General features: G+C 56.5%; 15 protein-coding genes and 1 tRNA gene. 12 read left to right on the top strand and 4 right to left on the bottom strand.

Features of this window, described 5'->3' with window-relative positions; genetic code table 11:
- Window positions 1–7: 7 nt before the first annotated feature.
- Entirely contained in the window at window positions 8–1,006 is a 999-nt protein-coding gene (gene deoC, locus DK510_RS19790; RefSeq protein WP_109313568.1) for a deoxyribose-phosphate aldolase, read from the bottom strand.
- 198 nt (window positions 1,007–1,204) lie between these two features.
- Here deoC and DK510_RS19785 point away from each other — a divergent pair, with 198 nt between their 5' ends.
- The 6 genes from DK510_RS19785 (at window position 1,205) to DK510_RS19760 (ending at window position 8,515) form a co-directional block, all read left to right on the top strand.
- Window positions 1,205–2,158: a metal ABC transporter solute-binding protein, Zn/Mn family gene (locus DK510_RS19785; protein WP_109313851.1), complete on the top strand. Its 954-nt coding sequence runs from the start codon at window positions 1,205–1,207 to the stop codon at window positions 2,156–2,158.
- A gap of 3 nt (window positions 2,159–2,161) precedes the next feature.
- Complete coding sequence (locus DK510_RS19780) at window positions 2,162–2,965, top strand: metal ABC transporter ATP-binding protein (protein ID WP_058274943.1); 804 nt, start codon at window positions 2,162–2,164, stop codon at window positions 2,963–2,965.
- 3 nt (window positions 2,966–2,968) lie between these two features.
- Window positions 2,969–4,174, top strand: a complete 1,206-nt coding sequence (locus tag DK510_RS19775; RefSeq protein ID WP_109313567.1) for a metal ABC transporter permease — start codon at window positions 2,969–2,971, stop codon at window positions 4,172–4,174.
- Window positions 4,171–5,100 (top strand): metal ABC transporter permease, encoded by a 930-nt coding sequence (locus DK510_RS19770; protein WP_109313566.1) that lies wholly within the window; start codon window positions 4,171–4,173, stop codon window positions 5,098–5,100. The genes DK510_RS19775 and DK510_RS19770 overlap by 4 nt, the downstream gene beginning before the upstream one ends.
- A 282-nt stretch (window positions 5,101–5,382) precedes the next feature.
- A complete protein-coding gene (mutL, locus tag DK510_RS19765; protein ID WP_109313565.1) occupies window positions 5,383–7,233 on the top strand; it encodes a DNA mismatch repair endonuclease MutL in 1,851 nt (616 codons plus the stop codon).
- A gap of 52 nt (window positions 7,234–7,285) precedes the next feature.
- Window positions 7,286–8,515 carry a DNA recombination protein RmuC gene (locus tag DK510_RS19760; protein ID WP_109313564.1) on the top strand — a complete coding sequence of 410 codons (1,230 nt, stop codon included), beginning with the start codon at window positions 7,286–7,288 and terminating at the stop codon, window positions 8,513–8,515.
- A gap of 3 nt (window positions 8,516–8,518) precedes the next feature.
- Here DK510_RS19760 and DK510_RS19755 read toward each other — a convergent pair whose 3' ends face one another.
- From DK510_RS19755 to DK510_RS19745, 3 genes are read right to left on the bottom strand one after another with little or no spacing between them, the layout of a single operon-like run.
- Window positions 8,519–8,923: a hypothetical protein gene (locus DK510_RS19755; RefSeq protein WP_234999164.1), complete on the bottom strand. Its 405-nt coding sequence runs from the start codon at window positions 8,921–8,923 to the stop codon at window positions 8,519–8,521.
- A gap of 58 nt (window positions 8,924–8,981) precedes the next feature.
- Window positions 8,982–9,632 (bottom strand): ChrR family anti-sigma-E factor, encoded by a 651-nt coding sequence (locus DK510_RS19750; RefSeq protein WP_109313849.1) that lies wholly within the window; start codon window positions 9,630–9,632, stop codon window positions 8,982–8,984.
- 10 nt (window positions 9,633–9,642) lie between these two features.
- Window positions 9,643–10,299: a sigma-70 family RNA polymerase sigma factor gene (locus DK510_RS19745; protein WP_109313563.1), complete on the bottom strand. Its 657-nt coding sequence runs from the start codon at window positions 10,297–10,299 to the stop codon at window positions 9,643–9,645.
- Window positions 10,300–10,448: 149 nt separating this feature from the next.
- On the opposite strand from DK510_RS19745, the gene DK510_RS19740 reads away from it, so the two are divergent.
- The 6 genes from DK510_RS19740 to DK510_RS19715 all read left to right on the top strand — a co-directional run bounded on the left by DK510_RS19740 (window position 10,449) and on the right by DK510_RS19715 (window position 16,932).
- Complete coding sequence (locus DK510_RS19740; protein ID WP_109313562.1) at window positions 10,449–11,222, top strand: DUF1365 domain-containing protein; 774 nt, start codon at window positions 10,449–10,451, stop codon at window positions 11,220–11,222.
- A gap of 87 nt (window positions 11,223–11,309) precedes the next feature.
- The gene (locus tag DK510_RS19735) at window positions 11,310–11,627 is read left to right on the top strand and encodes a DUF3775 domain-containing protein (protein WP_058275224.1); all 318 of its coding nucleotides are present in this window, start codon (window positions 11,310–11,312) and stop codon (window positions 11,625–11,627) included.
- Between the two features lie 135 nt (window positions 11,628–11,762).
- Window positions 11,763–12,836, top strand: a complete 1,074-nt coding sequence (locus tag DK510_RS19730) for a hypothetical protein (protein ID WP_109313561.1) — start codon at window positions 11,763–11,765, stop codon at window positions 12,834–12,836.
- Window positions 12,837–13,007: 171 nt separating this feature from the next.
- Window positions 13,008–13,097 (top strand) — tRNA-Ser (locus tag DK510_RS19725).
- Between the two features lie 551 nt (window positions 13,098–13,648).
- Complete coding sequence (hsdR, locus tag DK510_RS19720; RefSeq protein ID WP_109313560.1) at window positions 13,649–16,111, top strand: EcoAI/FtnUII family type I restriction enzme subunit R; 2,463 nt, start codon at window positions 13,649–13,651, stop codon at window positions 16,109–16,111.
- Window positions 16,111–16,932 carry an FRG domain-containing protein gene (locus tag DK510_RS19715; protein ID WP_109313559.1) on the top strand — a complete coding sequence of 274 codons (822 nt, stop codon included), beginning with the start codon at window positions 16,111–16,113 and terminating at the stop codon, window positions 16,930–16,932. The genes hsdR and DK510_RS19715 overlap by 1 nt, the downstream gene beginning before the upstream one ends.
- Window positions 16,933–16,936 lie beyond the last annotated feature (4 nt).

The following is a 16,936-nucleotide window of genomic DNA, read 5'->3' as shown; positions in this document are numbered from 1 at the left end:
TTTGTCCTCAGCCCATGGAGTGACGGTAACCGGCGGAGTATGCGCCAGTTACATAGTGTTCCAACTGCCGCTCGATATCGCCCAACAAGGACGAAGCGCCAAAACGGAACAGGTCCGGCTCCAGCCAGCGGTCGCTCAGTTCGTCCTTGATCAGCGACAGGTAAACCAGCGCGTCCTTGGCTTTTGAAATCCCGCCCGCAGGTTTGTACCCGACCCGGTATCCGGTGCGGTCATAGTAGTCGCGGATTGCACGGATCATCACCAAAGACACAGGCAGGGTGGCGTTGACGCTTTCCTTGCCGGTCGAGGTCTTGATGAAATCCGCCCCGGCCATCATGCAGACCAGCGAGGCGCGCGCGACATTGCGCAGGCTGCCCAGTTCGCCGGTGGCAAGGATGGCTTTGACATGCGCATCACCGCAAGCCACGCGGAACGCCTTCATCTCGTCATACAAGGCTTGCCAGTCGCCCGACAGCACGTGACGGCGCGAGATCACGATGTCGATCTCTTCGGCGCCGGCTTTCACACTTTCTTCGATCTCGGCCACGCGCAGATGGAATGGCGATAAACCAGCCGGGAAGCCGGTGGAAACCGCGGCAACAGGTATGCCGGTGCCATGCAGCGCGTCCACGGCGGTTTCGATCATGTCGTGATAGACGCAAACGGCCCCGGTTGTGATAGGCGGCATATCCAGCGCCTTCAGAACCGAAGGTGCAACGGGTTGCCGTGCCTTGGCACACAGACGGCGCACTCGTCCGACCGTGTCGTCACCCGACAGGGTGGTCAGGTCGATCATCGTGACCGCCTTCAGCAGCCACGCGGCCTGATACTCTTTCTTGACGGACCGACGACCGGGCAGGGTCGCGGCGCGGCGTTCAATGGCCGAAGTATTGACCTGCACGGCGCGTACCCAGTCCAGATCAAGATCCATACCGGGGTTTCTGGGCTCGGTCACTTGCGGCAGATGCGCGGTGCGCACGGGGCTTTCTGAGCTCTGCGTTTCCATCTTCACATCCTTTGGGAGGTTTGCGCCAAATTCGCACGGCTTGGCGCTAATTGGAAGGCATAGCGGCCTTCCGTGTGCAATTTTTTTGACCAAATGGACAAATTTGAGGTTTTCTTGCGAATAATTCGCAATAGCGTTGACTTAGTTGCGAATGGTTCGCATATTCATTCTCAAGAGGATACCTAAATGGGGTCAGAAATGATTCGTCGTAGTTTTCTTGCGGCTTTGGCTTTTGCCGCCGCTTTGCCGGTCGCAGCCTGGGCTGAGGCACCGCTGAAAGTGGTTGCTACCACGGGCATGATCGCTGATGCGGCACGTCAGATCGGTGGCGATCAGGTTGAGGTCAAAGGCCTGATGGGCCCGGGCGTCGACCCGCATGCCTATCGACAGACCCGCAGCGATATTGTTGCAATGACCCGTGCCGATCTGATCCTGTGGCACGGTCTTTACCTTGAGGCGCAGATGGAAAACTTTTTCCATGATCTTGGGCGCAAACGCCCGGTTGTTGCTGTTGCCGAGGGGGTAGATAAGTCCAAGCTGCGCGCGCATGACGATTATGCCGACAAGTATGATCCGCATGTATGGATGAGCCCGGCCGTTTGGCGCGATGTGGTGGTCGAGGTTCAAAAAGCCCTGACAGACGCCCGTCCCGAGGCGGCGGATGCTTTCGCGGCCAACACGCAAGCCTTTCTGGCTGAAATCGATCAGTTGGAAGCCTATGGCAAACAAGTGCTGGCCGAGGTGCCGGAAAACAACCGTGTGCTTTTAACGGCGCATGACGCCTTCGGTTATTTCGGTGAGGAATACGGCTATGAGGTGCTTGGCATTCAGGGTATCTCGACCCAGTCCGAAGCCGGTCTGAACCGGATTGGTGAGCTGGTCGATACCTTGGTGGATCAGCAGCTGACGGCCGTCTTCGTGGAAAGCTCGGTTTCTGATCGGTCCATGCGCGCGCTGATTGAGGGTGCGGCGGCCAAAGGTCATGATGTTGGCATCGGCGGAGAGTTGTATTCCGACGCTATGGGAGAACCGGGCACCTACGAAGGCACCTATATCGGTATGCTGGATCACAACATCTCTGTGATTGCCGGAGCGCTGGGCGCAGACGTGCCCGAACGCGGCATGAACGGCAAATTGTCGGCGGGGTCTTGAACGATGCTGTCGCTGGCTGCGCATCAGGGTGCTTCGGTTGCTGAGAAAATTACAAAGGACTGCCCGCTGGCCATTCGCGGTCTGACTGTTTCTTACGGTCAGAAACCTGCCGTGTTTTCGGTGGATATGACCGTGCAGCCCGGCGCGATGACGGCGATCATCGGACCAAACGGAGCGGGGAAGTCTACGCTTCTGAAGGCGGCGCTGGGCATCGTTTCGCCCCTGTCCGGGCAGGTGTCCGTCTTTGGTGAACCGCTGGAGAAACAGCGCGCCCGAATTGCCTATGTGCCGCAACGCGCAAGCGTCGACTGGGATTTTCCGACGCGCGTGATTGATGTTGTGTTGATGGGTCTGTCCCGCGAACTGGGCTTGCTGGGTCGTGTCCGTGCCCGGCATATGTCCCGGGCCATGGACTGTCTTAACCGGGTCGGGATGCGCGATTTTGCCGATCGTCAGATTGGTCAATTGTCCGGCGGCCAGCAACAGCGCGTTTTTCTTGCCCGTGCTCTGGCGCAGGATGCTGATCTTTACCTGTTGGATGAGCCATTCGCAGGTGTCGATGCAGCGACGGAAAAAGCAATCATCGCAGTGCTGAAGTCGCTGAAAGAAGCGGGCAAGACCGTTGTTGTCGTACATCACGATCTGGCCACCGTGACTGATTATTTCGACCATGTATTCTTGATCAATACCCGCAAAGTGGCTGAGGGAACTGTGGCCGAGGCCTTTACCGCCGAAACCCTGCAATCGGCGTATGGCGGCCGTTTGGCCACAGCCCAGATCGACCAGATTTCGCGCGCATTGGGGTAATGCATGCTTTGGGATGCTCTGACCCTTCAGCTGGGCTATAACGCCACGCTGGTCGCGATTGGTGCGACCTTGCTGGGTATATCCGCTGGTGTAACCGGCACATTCCTTTTCCTGCGCAAACGCGCGCTGGTCAGTGATGCGATCAGCCACGCAACGCTGCCTGGCGTTTGCCTTGGGTTCATGGTTTTGGTCGCTCTTGACGGCGATGGGCGCAACCTGATCGGTCTGCTAGCCGGATCGGCCGTGTCGGCCTGGGTCGGTTTGCTTTGCATGAACTGGCTGACACGCCACACACGACTGGCCGAGGATGCTGCCATTGGTGCCATCCTGTCGGTGTTCTTCGGTCTTGGCATCGTGCTGTTGACCGTGATCCAGACCATGGGCGTCGGTCGTCAGGCAGGGCTGGAAGGGTTCCTGCTGGGCTCGACCGCAGGGATGTTGTGGGCGGATGCGCTGGTCATCGCAATCGGTGGGGCAGCAACGCTGTTGCTGGTCATGATCATCCGGCGACCTATGACCATGGTGGCTTTCGACCCGGAATATGCCGCTGCCCGGGGGCTGCCGGTGCACCGGATTGATCTGGCGATGATGGGGCTGGTCATGGCAGTTACTGTGGTGGGCCTGAAAATTGTCGGGCTAATCCTGATTGTGGCGCTGCTGATCATCCCACCTGTCACGGCGCGGTTCTGGACGGACCGCTCGGACCGCGTGGTGCTGCTAGCTGGACTGGCCGGAGGGTTGGCGGGCTATCTGGGTGCGGCGCTGTCGGCCTCGGCCCCCAATTTGCCCACCGGCCCGATCATTGTTCTGGTCAGCTTTGGCTTTTTCGCACTGTCCCTGTTACTTGCGCCTGTTCGGGGTGTTCTGGCAGCGGTTCTGCGGTACCTGCGGTTCCAGCGCCGGGTTCATATTCGGCAGGGTCTGCTGGCACTGGCGCAAGGGCAAAAGATCTATGAGCCGTTGACCTTGCGCCTGTTGCGGCGTGCCGGTTTGGCGCGGGCGGATGGCGTGGCCACCGAAACAGGCAAGGCGCGCGCGGCCAAGGCGTTGCGCGATGAAAGGCGCTGGGAAATCGTCAGGGCTGATCAGATGCATGAGGCAACGGCAGCGCTGTACGACGGGTTGCGCGATATCGAAACCGTCCTGACCCAAGATCAGATCGCCGAGATCGACCGTCAAATCGGCGGCCCGCAGGAGGTTCCGGCATGAGCGGTGAAGAATTCGTACCCCTGTCTTTGACACCCTTGCTGATCGGCACGTTTGCCGCCATCGCTTGCGCTTTGCCCGGGAACTTCCTGGTCCTGCGCAAACAGGCCCTGATCGGGGATGCGATCAGCCATGTGGTGCTGCCGGGTATTGTCGTGGCCTTTCTGCTGACCGGAACGATTTCAACCTGGCCAATGATGCTGGGCGCCGCGAGCGCGGCGGTGGTGGCCGTGGTTCTGATCGAAGCCGTCAGGCGGCTGGGGCAGATCGAGGCGGGTGCCGCGATGGGGGTGGTTTTCACTACGATGTTTGCTGCTGGTGTGCTGCTGCTGGAACAAACCGATACTTCGACTGTGCACCTGGATGTTGAACATGCGCTGTATGGCAATCTGGAAAGCCTGATCTGGTTGGACGCTGTGGGCTGGTCTTCGGTGTTGGATCCTGTGGCGCTGGCGGGGTTGCCGCCGGAATTGCCTCGGATTGCGCTGACTTTGCTGGGGGTATCTGTCTTTGTATGGCTGTTCTGGCGGCCGCTGAAAATTTCCACCTTTGACGAAGGGTTCGCGCGCACCATTGGTGTCCGGACCGGAGTTCTGGGCATGGCCCTTGTGATCACGGCAGCTATTGCCGCCGTGGCGGCATTTGACGCCGTGGGTTCGATCATTGTGATTGCCATGTTTATCTGTCCCCCGGCGGCGGCGCGCATGATGACCAACCGGCTCGAAACCCAGATCGCGTGGAGCATCGTCTTTGCCATCCTGTCGGCTGTCTCCGGGTACGTGCTGGCTGGATATGGTCCGCTCTGGCTGGGGGCGGCGGACGCGGTCAGTGCAGCGGGCATGATCGCAACGATGTCTGGTCTGATCCTTGCGTTTGCGGCTTTGTGGGGGCCGTGCCGGACTCGGGCGGGTGCACCCGGAACCGCTTGACCCGGCATTTTCCCGCCGCTGGGTCCTGCGTGGTATCGGCCAAACTTCGCCACCCGACTTGAGGCCCCGAGAGTCTTCGCATCGTGAAACCGTATTCGTGGTATGAATTGACCCATTGATTATTGGATGACCACCACTCACTCCGGATCGTTCGAGCAATCGCGCCCAGACTGGCCGCAAGTCTAGGCTGGCACGGTGCGATTGTTCGAACGCCCCCTCCTCACACTAAATGCAAGCCAAAGCGGTGGCAGAATCGTGCGCGAATGTGCTAGGTCTGGTGGTATGGCGCAGGCACACCCCAATATCAGCGAAAATCGACCGGTCATCCGGCAACTTGACGACGCAGCAATCAACCGTATTGCGGCAGGCGAGGTTGTTGAACGTCCGGCTTCTGCGGTCAAGGAATTGGTGGAAAATGCCATCGACGCAGGTGCAACCCGCGTCGCGATCGACGTTGCCGATGGGGGTAAGACGCTGATTCGCGTCACCGATGATGGCTGTGGGATTGCTGCTGAGGATCTGCCATTGGCCTTGTCGCGCCACGCGACCTCGAAAATTGATGGGTCCGATTTGTTGAATATCCACACCTTCGGGTTTCGGGGTGAGGCGCTGCCATCGCTGGGTGCCGTCGGGCGCCTGACCATTACCAGCCGGGTGCCGGGGGGCGAGGCGGCTTCGGTCCATGTGGCGGGTGGTCGGATCGAGGCGGTGAAACCTGCCGCCTTACGTGCTGGCACAGTGGTCGAACTGCGCGATCTCTTTTTCGCAACGCCTGCGCGATTGAAATTTATGCGCACCGACCGGGCCGAAGCACAGGCAATCTCCGACACCGTCAAAAGGCTGGCCATGGCCGAGCCTTCGGTGACTTTCACTTTGCGTGACGTCTCTGGTGGTGGAGAGGGGCGCGTGACCTTCCGCGCTGACCGCGAAAATGGTGATCTGTTCGACGCACTGCATGCCCGGCTGGCCCGCGTCATAGGGCGCGAGTTTGCTGAAAATGCCCTGCAGATCGATGCCACGCGCGAGGGGATCCGGTTGTACGGTTACGCCGCCCTGCCGACCTATTCGCGCGGTGCGGCGGTGGCGCAGTATCTGTTCGTCAATGGTCGTCCTGTGCGCGACAAGATGCTGACGGGCGCGCTGCGGGCGGCCTATTTCGATTTCCTCAGCCGGGATCGTCATCCGGCAGCAGCATTGTTCATCGACTGCGATCCGACGTTGGTCGACGTGAATGTGCATCCGGCAAAGTCCGAGGTCCGGTTCCGCGATCCGGGCGTCGCGCGCGGGTTGATCGTCTCGGCCCTGAGGCACGCGCTGGCCGAGGCCGGGCACAGGGCCTCCTCCACAGTGGCCAATGCGACACTGGGCGCGATGCGTCCTGAACCCGCACAACCTGCGCCAGCACGCGTTTATCAGATGGACCGACCTTCGCCATCTGCACGGCAGGCGGCGTATCAAGCGCAGGCGCAGGGGTTTGCCGAGCTGTCACAAGACTACAGCGGCAACGTGGTCGAGCCGGCCCCAGTGCCAACCGCTGAAGCTCCGGTCGAAGATCTGCCTTTGGGCGCGGCACGTGGGCAGGTACATGAAAACTACATCATCGCCCAAACCGCAGACGGCATGGTGATCGTCGATCAACATGCGGCACATGAGCGGCTGGTTTATGAAAAGCTCAAAAAACAGATGGCCGAGAATGGGGTTGCTGCGCAGGCGCTTTTGATCCCGGAAATTGTTGAACTGTCCGACAGCGATTGCGCGCTCTTGATGCAGGTGGCTGATGATTTGACGAACCTGGGGCTGACCATTGAACCTTTCGGCGGCGGTGCCGTCGCGGTGCGTGAAACTCCTGCCATTCTGGGAGAGGTGGACGCGCGGGCGATGATCCTCGATATCCTCGACGAACTGGCCGATCAGGGCGAAAGCCAGACCGTGCAGGCGCGGATTGAGGCGATTCTCAGCCGGGTGGCCTGTCATGGGTCGGTCCGGTCGGGTCGCCGTATGCGGGCCGAAGAAATGAACGCCCTTCTACGGGAAATGGAGGGCACGCCCCATTCCGGTCAGTGCAACCACGGGCGGCCGACTTATGTGGAATTGAAGCTGAGCGATATCGAGCGATTGTTCGGCCGCAATTGATCCATTGGCTTGGTTGGGCTATTGAGAATAAAACAAGAACACCCGAGGCGACATGATCGAGATTGCAGGAACCCAATATGCGCTGAACGACCCCGTGATCCTGACCGTGGGCGGGGTTGTTACGCTGATCCTGCTGTTGCTGTTTTTGTCGCTGCGCGCAGCCAACCGGTCGGCCCGGATGGCGGAACCTCTGTCCCGCCAGATGGCGCATCTTGGCCAGCATGTGCAGCAATTGGGGCAGGGGCAGGAACAATTGCGCGGCGGATTGCAGCATGTTTCGGACACGCAGGCCAATGCGCAGGTGCAGGTCATCCAGACGGTTGAATCCCGTCTGTCCTCGGTCCAGCAGCAGATGAATGACCGACTGGCGGACAACGCGATGAAATCGGCGCGCGCCCTGGCCGAGATGCAGGAGCGGATGAAGGAATCGCTGCACGGGTCCTCGAAACAGACAGCGACTTCGCTGACACAGTTGCAGGAACGTTTGGCCGCCATCGACAAAGCGCAGGACAATATTACCAAACTGTCGGGTGATGTATTGTCTCTGCAGGATATCCTGTCGAACAAACAGACCCGTGGTGCGTTTGGAGAGATCCAGTTGAACGATATCGTGTCCAAGGCGCTGCCTTCGGATAGTTTCAAGCTGCAGGCAACCCTGTCGAATGGACGGCGCGCAGATTGCCTGATCAACCTCCCGAACCCTCCAGGACCGATTGTCATCGACAGCAAGTTCCCGTTGGAGGCCTATGAAGCGCTGATCGGTTCGACCAATGACATGGAGTTGAAGACGGCGGTTCAGATGTTCCGCAGCACGGTGCGCAAGCACATTACAGATATTTCCGAGAAGTACATTCTGGACGGTGAAACGGCTGATGGTGCACTGATGTTCCTACCGTCCGAGGCGGTCTATGCCGAACTTCATGCCAAATTTCCTGAACTGGTGCAGGAGAGTTTCACCAAACGCGTGTGGATCGTCTCGCCCACCACCTGCATGGCGACACTGAACACGATGCGTGCGATCCTCAAAGACGCGCGGATGCGGGAACAAGCTGGGGCGATCCGCAAAGAACTGGGTTTGCTGCACAAGGATGTTGAGCGTTTGGGTGATCGGGTCGGCAATCTGGACCGCCATTTCGGGCAGGCGGCCAAGGATATCTCGGAAATCAAGATCAGCGCGGAAAAGGCTGGCCGCCGGGCACAGCGGTTGGATAACTTCGATTTCGAGGAACTGGCGCCTGACGATCAGACCAACGTTGTGCCTCTGGGCCAGTCCGAAGGCTAGGCATTACTGGATTGACAGATCCAGATTGTAGCCGACCGTCTTGTCCGTATCGCGGTCATTGCCCATCAGGTAGACCCGGATCGTGTAGTCGCCATCCTCAGGCAATTCGATGCGCGCGGTATTCCCGTCGATCGAGCCGTTGTAGATCGCGAAACCATCACTGTCTGGCGGCAGGATGTTGAAGTAGATCACGCCATAGCCATTTGTGTCGCTTACCTTGAGGTCGGCGAACATCTCTTGCCCGGCTTTTGCACCCAACTTGTAGTCGAAGTACTCGTTTCCAGTGACGGTACCATTGACCATTGTCCCGAAATTGCCCGGTTCAAACTTCACGTCAGCGACCAACTGGGCAGAAGCGACAGATGAAAAACCCATAAGGGTAAGAATAAAGAACATAGTCCGGATCATTTCAAATGCCTCCAACAATCAGCTTGCAGGGCAGGGTACCACATGAGCGCTGATTGCGTCAGATCTTCAGGAACGGTTGGAACAGACGCGGCATCAGCTTGTTGAATTTCAGCGGCGCGTCAGTGACCGCCAGGCAAATGCAATCCCCTGAAATGTCTGCTGTAGGAGTATGGTGGAGGTCTTCATCTGCAATTTCGACATCGCCACGGGCGAATTGGTCGACTTCATCCGAAAACGCGCCCTGCAGAACCATTGTCAGCTCTACACCATTATGGCTGTGATCCGGAACTGCGGTGCCCGCCGGAATGAACAGCAACCGAGCTGTTGCATCACCGGTCGTCGGCAGGATCGCCTGCTTGACCCCCATGCCGATTGGTCGCCAGCGGATGTCGTTCACATCGCCGCCAACGTAATCCTGCAACGGGGTTGGCAAAACCGAGCAGCCGGGTCGCCTGGGTTTGGCAATCGGCGCACCGTTTGCGATCAAAGCCATCGTTTCCGCAAGTGCCTTGTCGTTCATCGCAACGGTCTCGTCCTGTTCTTCCAGGACATATCCGCCAACGGCGTCAAAGCTTTCGGCCTGCGCACGACATTGATTGCACAGGGAAAGATGTGTCGCGACCATCAGGTCGAAAGCCTCGGGCAGAGTGCCTGCGGCGTAAGCCATCAGCAGGTCGTCTGTCAGGTGATGTTTGATCTTATTGCTCATATCCGTCATCTCAATTCATCGCATGGCGCAAGCGGTCCAGCGCCAGCCGTATCCGTGATTTGATCGTTCCCAGTGGCAATCCAGTTTGAGAAGCGATTTCTCGATGGCTCAGATCGCCAAAATAGGCTTTCTCGATCAGTTGTCTTTGCGCCTCTGGCAGCGCGGTCATCGCGTTGCGCAGCTGCGCGGTTTCCTGTTGCAGCACGAGTATGTCGTCCTGCTCCGGTTCAGCCTCGGGTCCCCATCCCAGTTCTTCGGGCTCGGGGCGGCGTTGTTTGCGCAGGACGTCGATGCGCTTGTTCCGGGCGATCGTGAACACCCATGTGGCCACGGTTGCCCGCGTGGGGTCGAACAAATGTGACTTGTGCCACAGCGTGACCATCACCTCTTGTGCGCACTCTTCGGCCATGGCCGCATCTGAGCCCGACTTGATCAGGAACGCCTTGATCCGCGGCGCGAAGTGCTGAAACAACTCAGCAAACGCTGCCTGATCCTGCGCGTCCCTAATACGTCTGACGTGGTCCACCCACTCAGCTCGTTTGTCACACTTGTCTTGCGCTCGGTTCACCGGTTTACCCTTGATGCGTTTCTTTGCGCGCCACGGTTTCTGTGAAGGCCTGCTGGCCACCGGTTCATCCAAGGTCGCGGTATCGATCTCGGTAAACATAACAACATTACGCGGTAAGGCCCAAGCTGGATCACATTGTGATGCGATTTTAATCCGAACCGGACCATGTTTCGTATGATAAGTATCTACATGTCGAAGAAAACAGCGCCGTTTGAACGGCTTGCAGGCGAATTGGAACACTGACGAGAATGAACAGGATCGACCATATTTCAGGCCATACTTACCACGGTCGAAAAGGCGGGATCGAGAATGCGTTCCGGTATTCCATCGACTACATCCTATTGGACCCCGAAGCCCGGCCTGACACACCGCTTTTGTTTTCGATGAACCGCGTAAATGCGATGTATTGGCGAGATCGTGACCATGGCGGTGAACCCGGCAATGGGAAGGGTGCGGCGTGGTTGCGAGCCAAATTCAACGAAATGGGTGTGACGCAACCTGCAAGACTTGAGTTGCTGACGCAGCCAAGGGTGCTGGGGCATGTCTTCAATCCGGTCAGCTTCTGGTTCTGTTTCGATGCCGATGAACAACTATATGCGGTGGTAGCAGAGGTTACGAACACTTACGGCACGCGCCACAGCTATCTTTGCAACAATCCCGGGTTTGCCCCGATCCAGCCGACTGATCGCATCGTTGCGGACAAGCTGATGCATGTCTCACCGTTTCAAAAGATCGAAGGGACGTATGAGTTCCGGTTCGACCATCGCCCCGAGCGTATCGGCGTCTGGATTGACTATGGTCGAAAAGCGGGTGGATTGATTGCCACCCTGACCGGGCCGCGCGCGCCGCTGACCAACCGGGCAATCCTGTGGTCGTTGCTGCGGCGTCCCTTCGGTGCGCGACGTGCGTTTTTCCTGATTGTCTGGCAGGCGATCAAACTTAAGATCAAAAAGGCCCGGTTTGTTCCGTTCCGAACCGCCCCTGTGCCCGATCAGCCGATATCCCGCAGTCGCAAGCCTTAGCCCCTGGGTCTTTGCTTAAGATCAAAGACTCAGCCCCCTCCTCATGGTTGTGGTATTATTGAAACCGCGAATACGAGGAGCTGGGTCATGATGGAAATTTCGCCAAGGAAAATCGCTCAGGTTGCGATGATGGGGCGCGAGTTGGGTCGCGCCGAGGGCGAATTGCGCGCCTTCATCGACCGGATGAGCGAGGACGAACAGGCCGAACTGGTGGCTGTCATGTGGGTCGGGCGCGAAAGCTTTTTCGCCGAAGATCTGCCTGAGGCCATCGCAACCGCCAAGTCCGAGGCTTCGACCCCTTGCGCGGACTACCTGATTGGTACGCCGCACTTGTCGGATCACCTTGAAAATGGCTTGGATGCACTGGGCATCTCGGCTGAGGATGTGGAAAACGACCTGATGTAAGTGCTCCGGCTATGTGCAACCGGTGCAGCCCGCAAATTGCAAACCATTCGCCGAATAGCCAGTTTTTGGATAACATGATCAGGAAACCCGAAAGCCCGCATTCAGGCTGGGGTGCTTTTAGACGGAGCGTGATCCATGTGGCGCGTCTTGCAAATGCTTGCGGTACTCGCGCTTTGCGTGGGCTTCCAGTCCCGCCCGGCTCAAGCCTGCGGCGTCTGCGTTGAGCTTCCGGAATATTCTCTGGCGGACCGGATTCTTTCTGCTCGTGTGATCGTGCTGGCGGCACCATCACCAGACAACCCTTTCAGGTTCACCCCCGTTTCGGTTTTGAAAGGCACGCCGGAACAGGTTGAGGCTTTGCCCGAAATACCTTTCCTGGTCGACAGCGTCATGCGATCCGCCTTTCGTGCGAATCCGGACAGAACGGTTTTGATGGTCTACGGGACGGGGTATCAGGACAAGGCCGGTCGCAGCCTGCCCAGCGGTTGGACCAAGGGGTTCTTGATGACACCGGATCGGACCCACTTCCTTGAAACACTGCGTGCCGAAGGGCAGGGTTGGGCCACTGGCGCGCCGGATCGCGCGGCGCAGATTGCCTTTTTTAGTGCCTATCTCACACATGAAGATCGCCTGTTGCGCAACACGGCGTTGATCGAAATCCATCGCGCGCCCTATTGGCTTTTGACCCACCTGACCGATGCCGTGCCAATCGCCCAATTATTGCAGGACCTGCGCAATCCCAATCGTCTAGCTTACGCACCGGCACTTATCCGATTGTTGGGTCTCCAGTCGGATCCAAAGGCCAAAGAACGCGTAAGGCTTGGCTATCAAAGCGCGCTTCGCAATGGAGGCCTCAACCTGTACGACTGGGGTTTGGCGGGTATCGCAGTGGATGGTAATCAGGCAATACTTGAAATTGAAAAGTCGCTGGAGCGGTCTGAACGCACTGCTGACGAAAAGCGATTCCTGATCCGCAGTCTGGCCGATGGCGGAACGACCTATCCCGATTTGCGACCCCGGATACTGGATGTGTTTAGGCATCAGTTGAACAAAGACAGCACGGTTGCGATCTGGGTTGCTCTGGCTGTCCGGCACTGGGACACCGACGCACTGAACCCAAACTTTGAGGCTATCATGGCTCAAAATGATCTGGACCCGGCGACGCTGTTTCTCATGCGAGCGGCAATTGAAGCTGACGAACCGGGCTAACGTCGCGGTGACGCTCCTCATAGTTCCAATTTGCTTCCGGGAACAGATGGGGCAGCGCTTTCGCCAAGCAAATGCATCCCAACAACATCGACGCAATCGATTTCAGAAAAATATCGCGCTCGATCAAAATCGTCTTGTATCTGGTCGACATGCAAGGATATACCCGCCAGCGGAGACGTGGCCGAGTGGTCGAAGGCGCTCCCCTGCTAAGGGAGTAGGCCCGGAAGGGTCTCGAGGGTTCGAATCCCTTCGTCTCCGCCACAATATCTTATAAGATATTGTTATTAAATAATAATTATATGTTGGCATCAGATTACATGCCAAAATACGTGCCAACCTGAAAATAGCCCGCAGTCTTGCCCAATCTATTGTATAGCCTGCCCCGACACCGCCCACGGGGGCCTTAGCCTGTAATCGCGGACTACAAGTTCCGGCACTGAGTTCCCGATGTTTCGTCTAATGTATTTCCAAAGTTCACACACTTGCTCCCGCGCAGTCATAGAACTGTGCGGACTTGGCTGGGCGTTTTTTGATATGAGCCAACGCTACTGGCGTACTCTATAAGCACATGTAAAACGGCCGAGACTAGGTGCACCGCTTCCTCAGAGACCGCGAAGTTGTTGAAATAACGGTGTTGTCCGTACTGGAAGTGACTTCTGTAACCTGTAGCTTCTTGGGGCTTGGCACGGGGGCAAAGTGGCGCAGTCATTGTTTGTTGCCGGGCGCCCGACATCCCGTCTAAGGTGCAAAAAACAAAAGAATTATTCGATTTGCTACTCTTGTAGCGTTTCGCGGCTTCGGGGAACAACCTCATGGATAAACGATCACTAAGTGAACGTGATATTTGTACAAAGTTCATTACACCCGCGCTGCGTAAGTCGGGTTGGGATGAAATTAACCAAATCCGGGAAGAAGTCAGCTTCACGAAGGGCAGAATTATCGTCAGGGGAAAGCTGGTCAGTCGCGGGAAAGGGAAACGCGCTGACTATGTTCTTTCGGTCAAACCGAACATTCCGATTGCGGTAATTGAGGCAAAAGAAAATACGCAAGCAATTGGCGCTGGGTTGCAGCAAGGTTTGGAATACGCAGAAACACTCGGAATTCCGTTTGTGTTTTCTTCCAACGGCGACGGTTTTGTTTTTCATGATCGAACAGGCCTGAGTCCAAGTCCGGAGGTTACGCTAACTTTGGATCAATTTCCTTCGCCTGCGGAACTTTGGGCACGGTATCGCCAGTGGAAGGGCTTGTCGGACGATGCGTCGGCGGTTGCCCTTCAAGACTATTTCGACGATGGCAGCGGCAAAACCCCGCGTTACTACCAAGTAAACGCTGTGAACACAGCGATCGAGGCGATCGCCAAGGGACAAGATCGGGTTCTGTTGGTGATGGCTACCGGCACAGGCAAGACATACACCGCGTTTCAGATTATTTGGAGGCTGTGGAAAGCGGGTCAGAAAAAGCGCATCCTTTTCCTAGCTGATCGCAATGTGTTGATAGACCAAACCATGGTGAACGACTTCCGGCCGTTTGCGGGCAATATGGCTAAGCTATCGACTCAAGCGAAAACGATTGAGCGTGCCGACGGCACCTCTACCGATTTGACGCTCGCTTTAGACAAGCGCCGCAGGATCGACACTTCCTATGAAATCTATCTCGGCCTTTACCAAGCTATTACCGGTCCAGATGAAAGTCAGAAGCTTTACAAAGAGTTCTCGCAGGACTTCTTTGACTTGATCGTAATCGATGAGTGCCACCGAGGCAGTGCTGCTGACGATTCCGCATGGCGTGAAATCCTTGACCACTTCACTTCGGCGACCCAGATCGGCCTGACTGCGACACCAAAGGAGACCGAGTACGCTTCGAACATCGATTACTTCGGCGCACCGGTTTACAGCTATTCCCTAAAACAGGGCATTCGCGACGGATTTCTGGCGCCATATAAAGTGATCAAAGTTCACATCGACCGGGACGTGCAGGGTTACCGCCCAGTCCAAGGTCAGTTGGATCGCGATGGCGAAGAAGTTGAAGATCGTATTTACAACAGCAAGGATTTCGACCGCACGCTGGTCCTCGACGATCGAACCAAGTTGGTCGCGCGAAAGGTGACAGAGTTCCTAAAGCAAAGCGGCGACCGGATGGCCAAGACCATCGTTTTCTGTGTCGATCAGGAACACGCAGCGCGAATGCGGCAGGCTCTGATCAACGAGAACGCTGATATGGTTGAGCAAAACCATCGCTATGTCATGCGTATCACCGGGAGTGATAAAGACGGGCTGGACCAACTGGGGAACTTTATCGATCCTGAAGCACCTTATCCGGTGATTGTGACGACATCCCGGCTTTTATCAACCGGTGTCGACGCGCAGACATGTCGTCTGATCGTACTCGATCGAGAAGTTGGTTCCATGACTGAGTTCAAGCAGATTGTTGGTCGCGGCACCCGAGTACACGAGGATACCCAAAAGTTGTTCTTCACGGTCATGGATTTCCGGGGGTCGACCAGCCACTTTGCCGACCCGGAATTCGACGGTGAGCCGGTTCAAATTTACCAGCCCGGTCCTGATGATCCGATTACTCCTCCTGATGATGCCCCACAAACTGACGATGAGGGGGAGCCACTGTTGCCTGAGCCCGGGAGTGATGAAACTGTTCTGATCGATCCGATCGATCCTGTTGATCCGTTCGGCGGTACCACAGGCGGCGGGCCCAACCGTAAGGTTTACGTAGATGGGGTTGGGGCGGTTATCGTCGCTGAACGCATCGAATACCTCGACGAAAACGGCAAGTTGGTGACAGAATCTTTGCGTGACTACACCCGCAAAGCCCTCCGGCGCCAGTTTGCGAGCCTTGATGATTTCCTCAAGCGCTGGAACGGCGAAGGGCGCAGACAGGCTGTATTCGAAGAACTCGAAGCAGAGGGATTGCCGCTCGACGCGATTGCGGACGAACTGGGCAAAGATCTCGACCCCTTCGATATGATCTGCCACGTCGCCTTTGATGCAAAACCTTTGACCCGGCGTGAGCGGGCCGAAAGTGTAAAAAAACGCGATGTTTTCACCAAATATGGGCCGCAGGCGAAAGCCGTTCTTGAAGCCTTACTGGAAAAATATGCTGACGAAGGAGTCATGGACCCCGACGATCTTAGCGTCCTAAAGATCGCGCCCATTAACGAGATGGGTAGTGTGGTTCAACTGGTCCACGCATTCGGAGGAAAATCTGAGTTCAAGCAGGCCGTCAATCATCTACAATCCGAATTATATGTTGGCAGGGCCTAATGGAAACCATTGGATCAAAACAGATTTATTCATTTCTTGAAGTATCTGAGCACGCTGAAATTGCTTCAAACACTAGAGTGCGAAAGGATACTGGTCACCTAGTAAAAAGTTACGTGGACCTTGCTAGAAAGGTCGCAGAGCTCCAGTTTCGCAATCGCGATTTAGTATTCCTGTTCAGGGGGCAAAGAAAAGATTACAGAAACAAGCAGCGAAACACGTCGCTAAGACCTACGTTGCTTAGAGAAAGTCGCAGTTCACAAGCCTATGAAAAGTTGCTTCGTGCGGAAGGCTTGTTGATGAAGCGGTACACTCTTACAGGCAGGGATCGAATTGCGCGCCATCAGGCACTTCGTTGGTCAATCCTGCAGCACTATGAGGTTTGTGGTACTCCCTTACTTGATGTGACTCAGTCGCTCCGTATCGCGGCATCCTTCGCGACTGACAAATCATCTGAACAAGCATTTGTTTATGTTCTTGGAGTTCCACATATTAGTGGCGCTATAACTGCGCATGACGATGCTGGGCTTGAAGTCATACGACTTTCGAGCGTTTGCCCTCCAGAGGCGATGCGTCCACATCTCCAAGAGGGATTCTTGCTTAGCGAGTATCCAGAGCTGGCAAGTCTTGGACAAAAGCAGCATTACGAGAACCACGAGCTTGATTTTGGAAAGCGTATTGTTGCCAAGTTTGTATTCAACCCAAAACTTTTTTGGCAAAAGAGTCAGGCTTTTCCATTAGTTGAGCGCGATGCAATCTATCCTTCTGGGGCTTCAGACCCGCTTCTATCGCTAACTCAAAAAATAAAATCAGAAATCGAGTAAGAAA

This window comes from Ruegeria sp. AU67 (assembly GCF_900312795.1).
In the GTDB taxonomy this organism is placed as follows: Bacteria; Pseudomonadota; Alphaproteobacteria; order Rhodobacterales; family Rhodobacteraceae; genus Ruegeria; species Ruegeria atlantica.
Note: the sequence above shows the minus strand (reverse complement) of the source record. Positions and strands in the feature narration are given on the sequence as shown.

Excerpts from the sequence above, each read along its gene's own strand:
- deoC (WP_109313568.1), bottom strand. The coding sequence starts at position 1,006 with ATGGAAACGCAGAGCTCAGAAAGCCCCGTGCGCACCGCGCATCTGCCG.
- DK510_RS19785 (WP_109313851.1), top strand. The coding sequence starts at position 1,205 with ATGATTCGTCGTAGTTTTCTTGCGGCTTTGGCTTTTGCCGCCGCTTTG.
- DK510_RS19780 (WP_058274943.1), top strand. The coding sequence starts at position 2,162 with ATGCTGTCGCTGGCTGCGCATCAGGGTGCTTCGGTTGCTGAGAAAATT.
- DK510_RS19775 (WP_109313567.1), top strand. The coding sequence starts at position 2,969 with ATGCTTTGGGATGCTCTGACCCTTCAGCTGGGCTATAACGCCACGCTG.
- DK510_RS19770 (WP_109313566.1), top strand. The coding sequence starts at position 4,171 with ATGAGCGGTGAAGAATTCGTACCCCTGTCTTTGACACCCTTGCTGATC.
- mutL (WP_109313565.1), top strand. The coding sequence starts at position 5,383 with ATGGCGCAGGCACACCCCAATATCAGCGAAAATCGACCGGTCATCCGG.
- DK510_RS19760 (WP_109313564.1), top strand. The coding sequence starts at position 7,286 with ATGATCGAGATTGCAGGAACCCAATATGCGCTGAACGACCCCGTGATC.
- DK510_RS19755 (WP_234999164.1), bottom strand. The coding sequence starts at position 8,923 with ATGATCCGGACTATGTTCTTTATTCTTACCCTTATGGGTTTTTCATCT.
- DK510_RS19750 (WP_109313849.1), bottom strand. The coding sequence starts at position 9,632 with ATGAGCAATAAGATCAAACATCACCTGACAGACGACCTGCTGATGGCT.
- DK510_RS19745 (WP_109313563.1), bottom strand. The coding sequence starts at position 10,299 with ATGTTTACCGAGATCGATACCGCGACCTTGGATGAACCGGTGGCCAGC.
- DK510_RS19740 (WP_109313562.1), top strand. The coding sequence starts at position 10,449 with ATGAACAGGATCGACCATATTTCAGGCCATACTTACCACGGTCGAAAA.
- DK510_RS19735 (WP_058275224.1), top strand. The coding sequence starts at position 11,310 with ATGATGGAAATTTCGCCAAGGAAAATCGCTCAGGTTGCGATGATGGGG.
- DK510_RS19730 (WP_109313561.1), top strand. The coding sequence starts at position 11,763 with ATGTGGCGCGTCTTGCAAATGCTTGCGGTACTCGCGCTTTGCGTGGGC.
- hsdR (WP_109313560.1), top strand. The coding sequence starts at position 13,649 with ATGGATAAACGATCACTAAGTGAACGTGATATTTGTACAAAGTTCATT.
- DK510_RS19715 (WP_109313559.1), top strand. The coding sequence starts at position 16,111 with ATGGAAACCATTGGATCAAAACAGATTTATTCATTTCTTGAAGTATCT.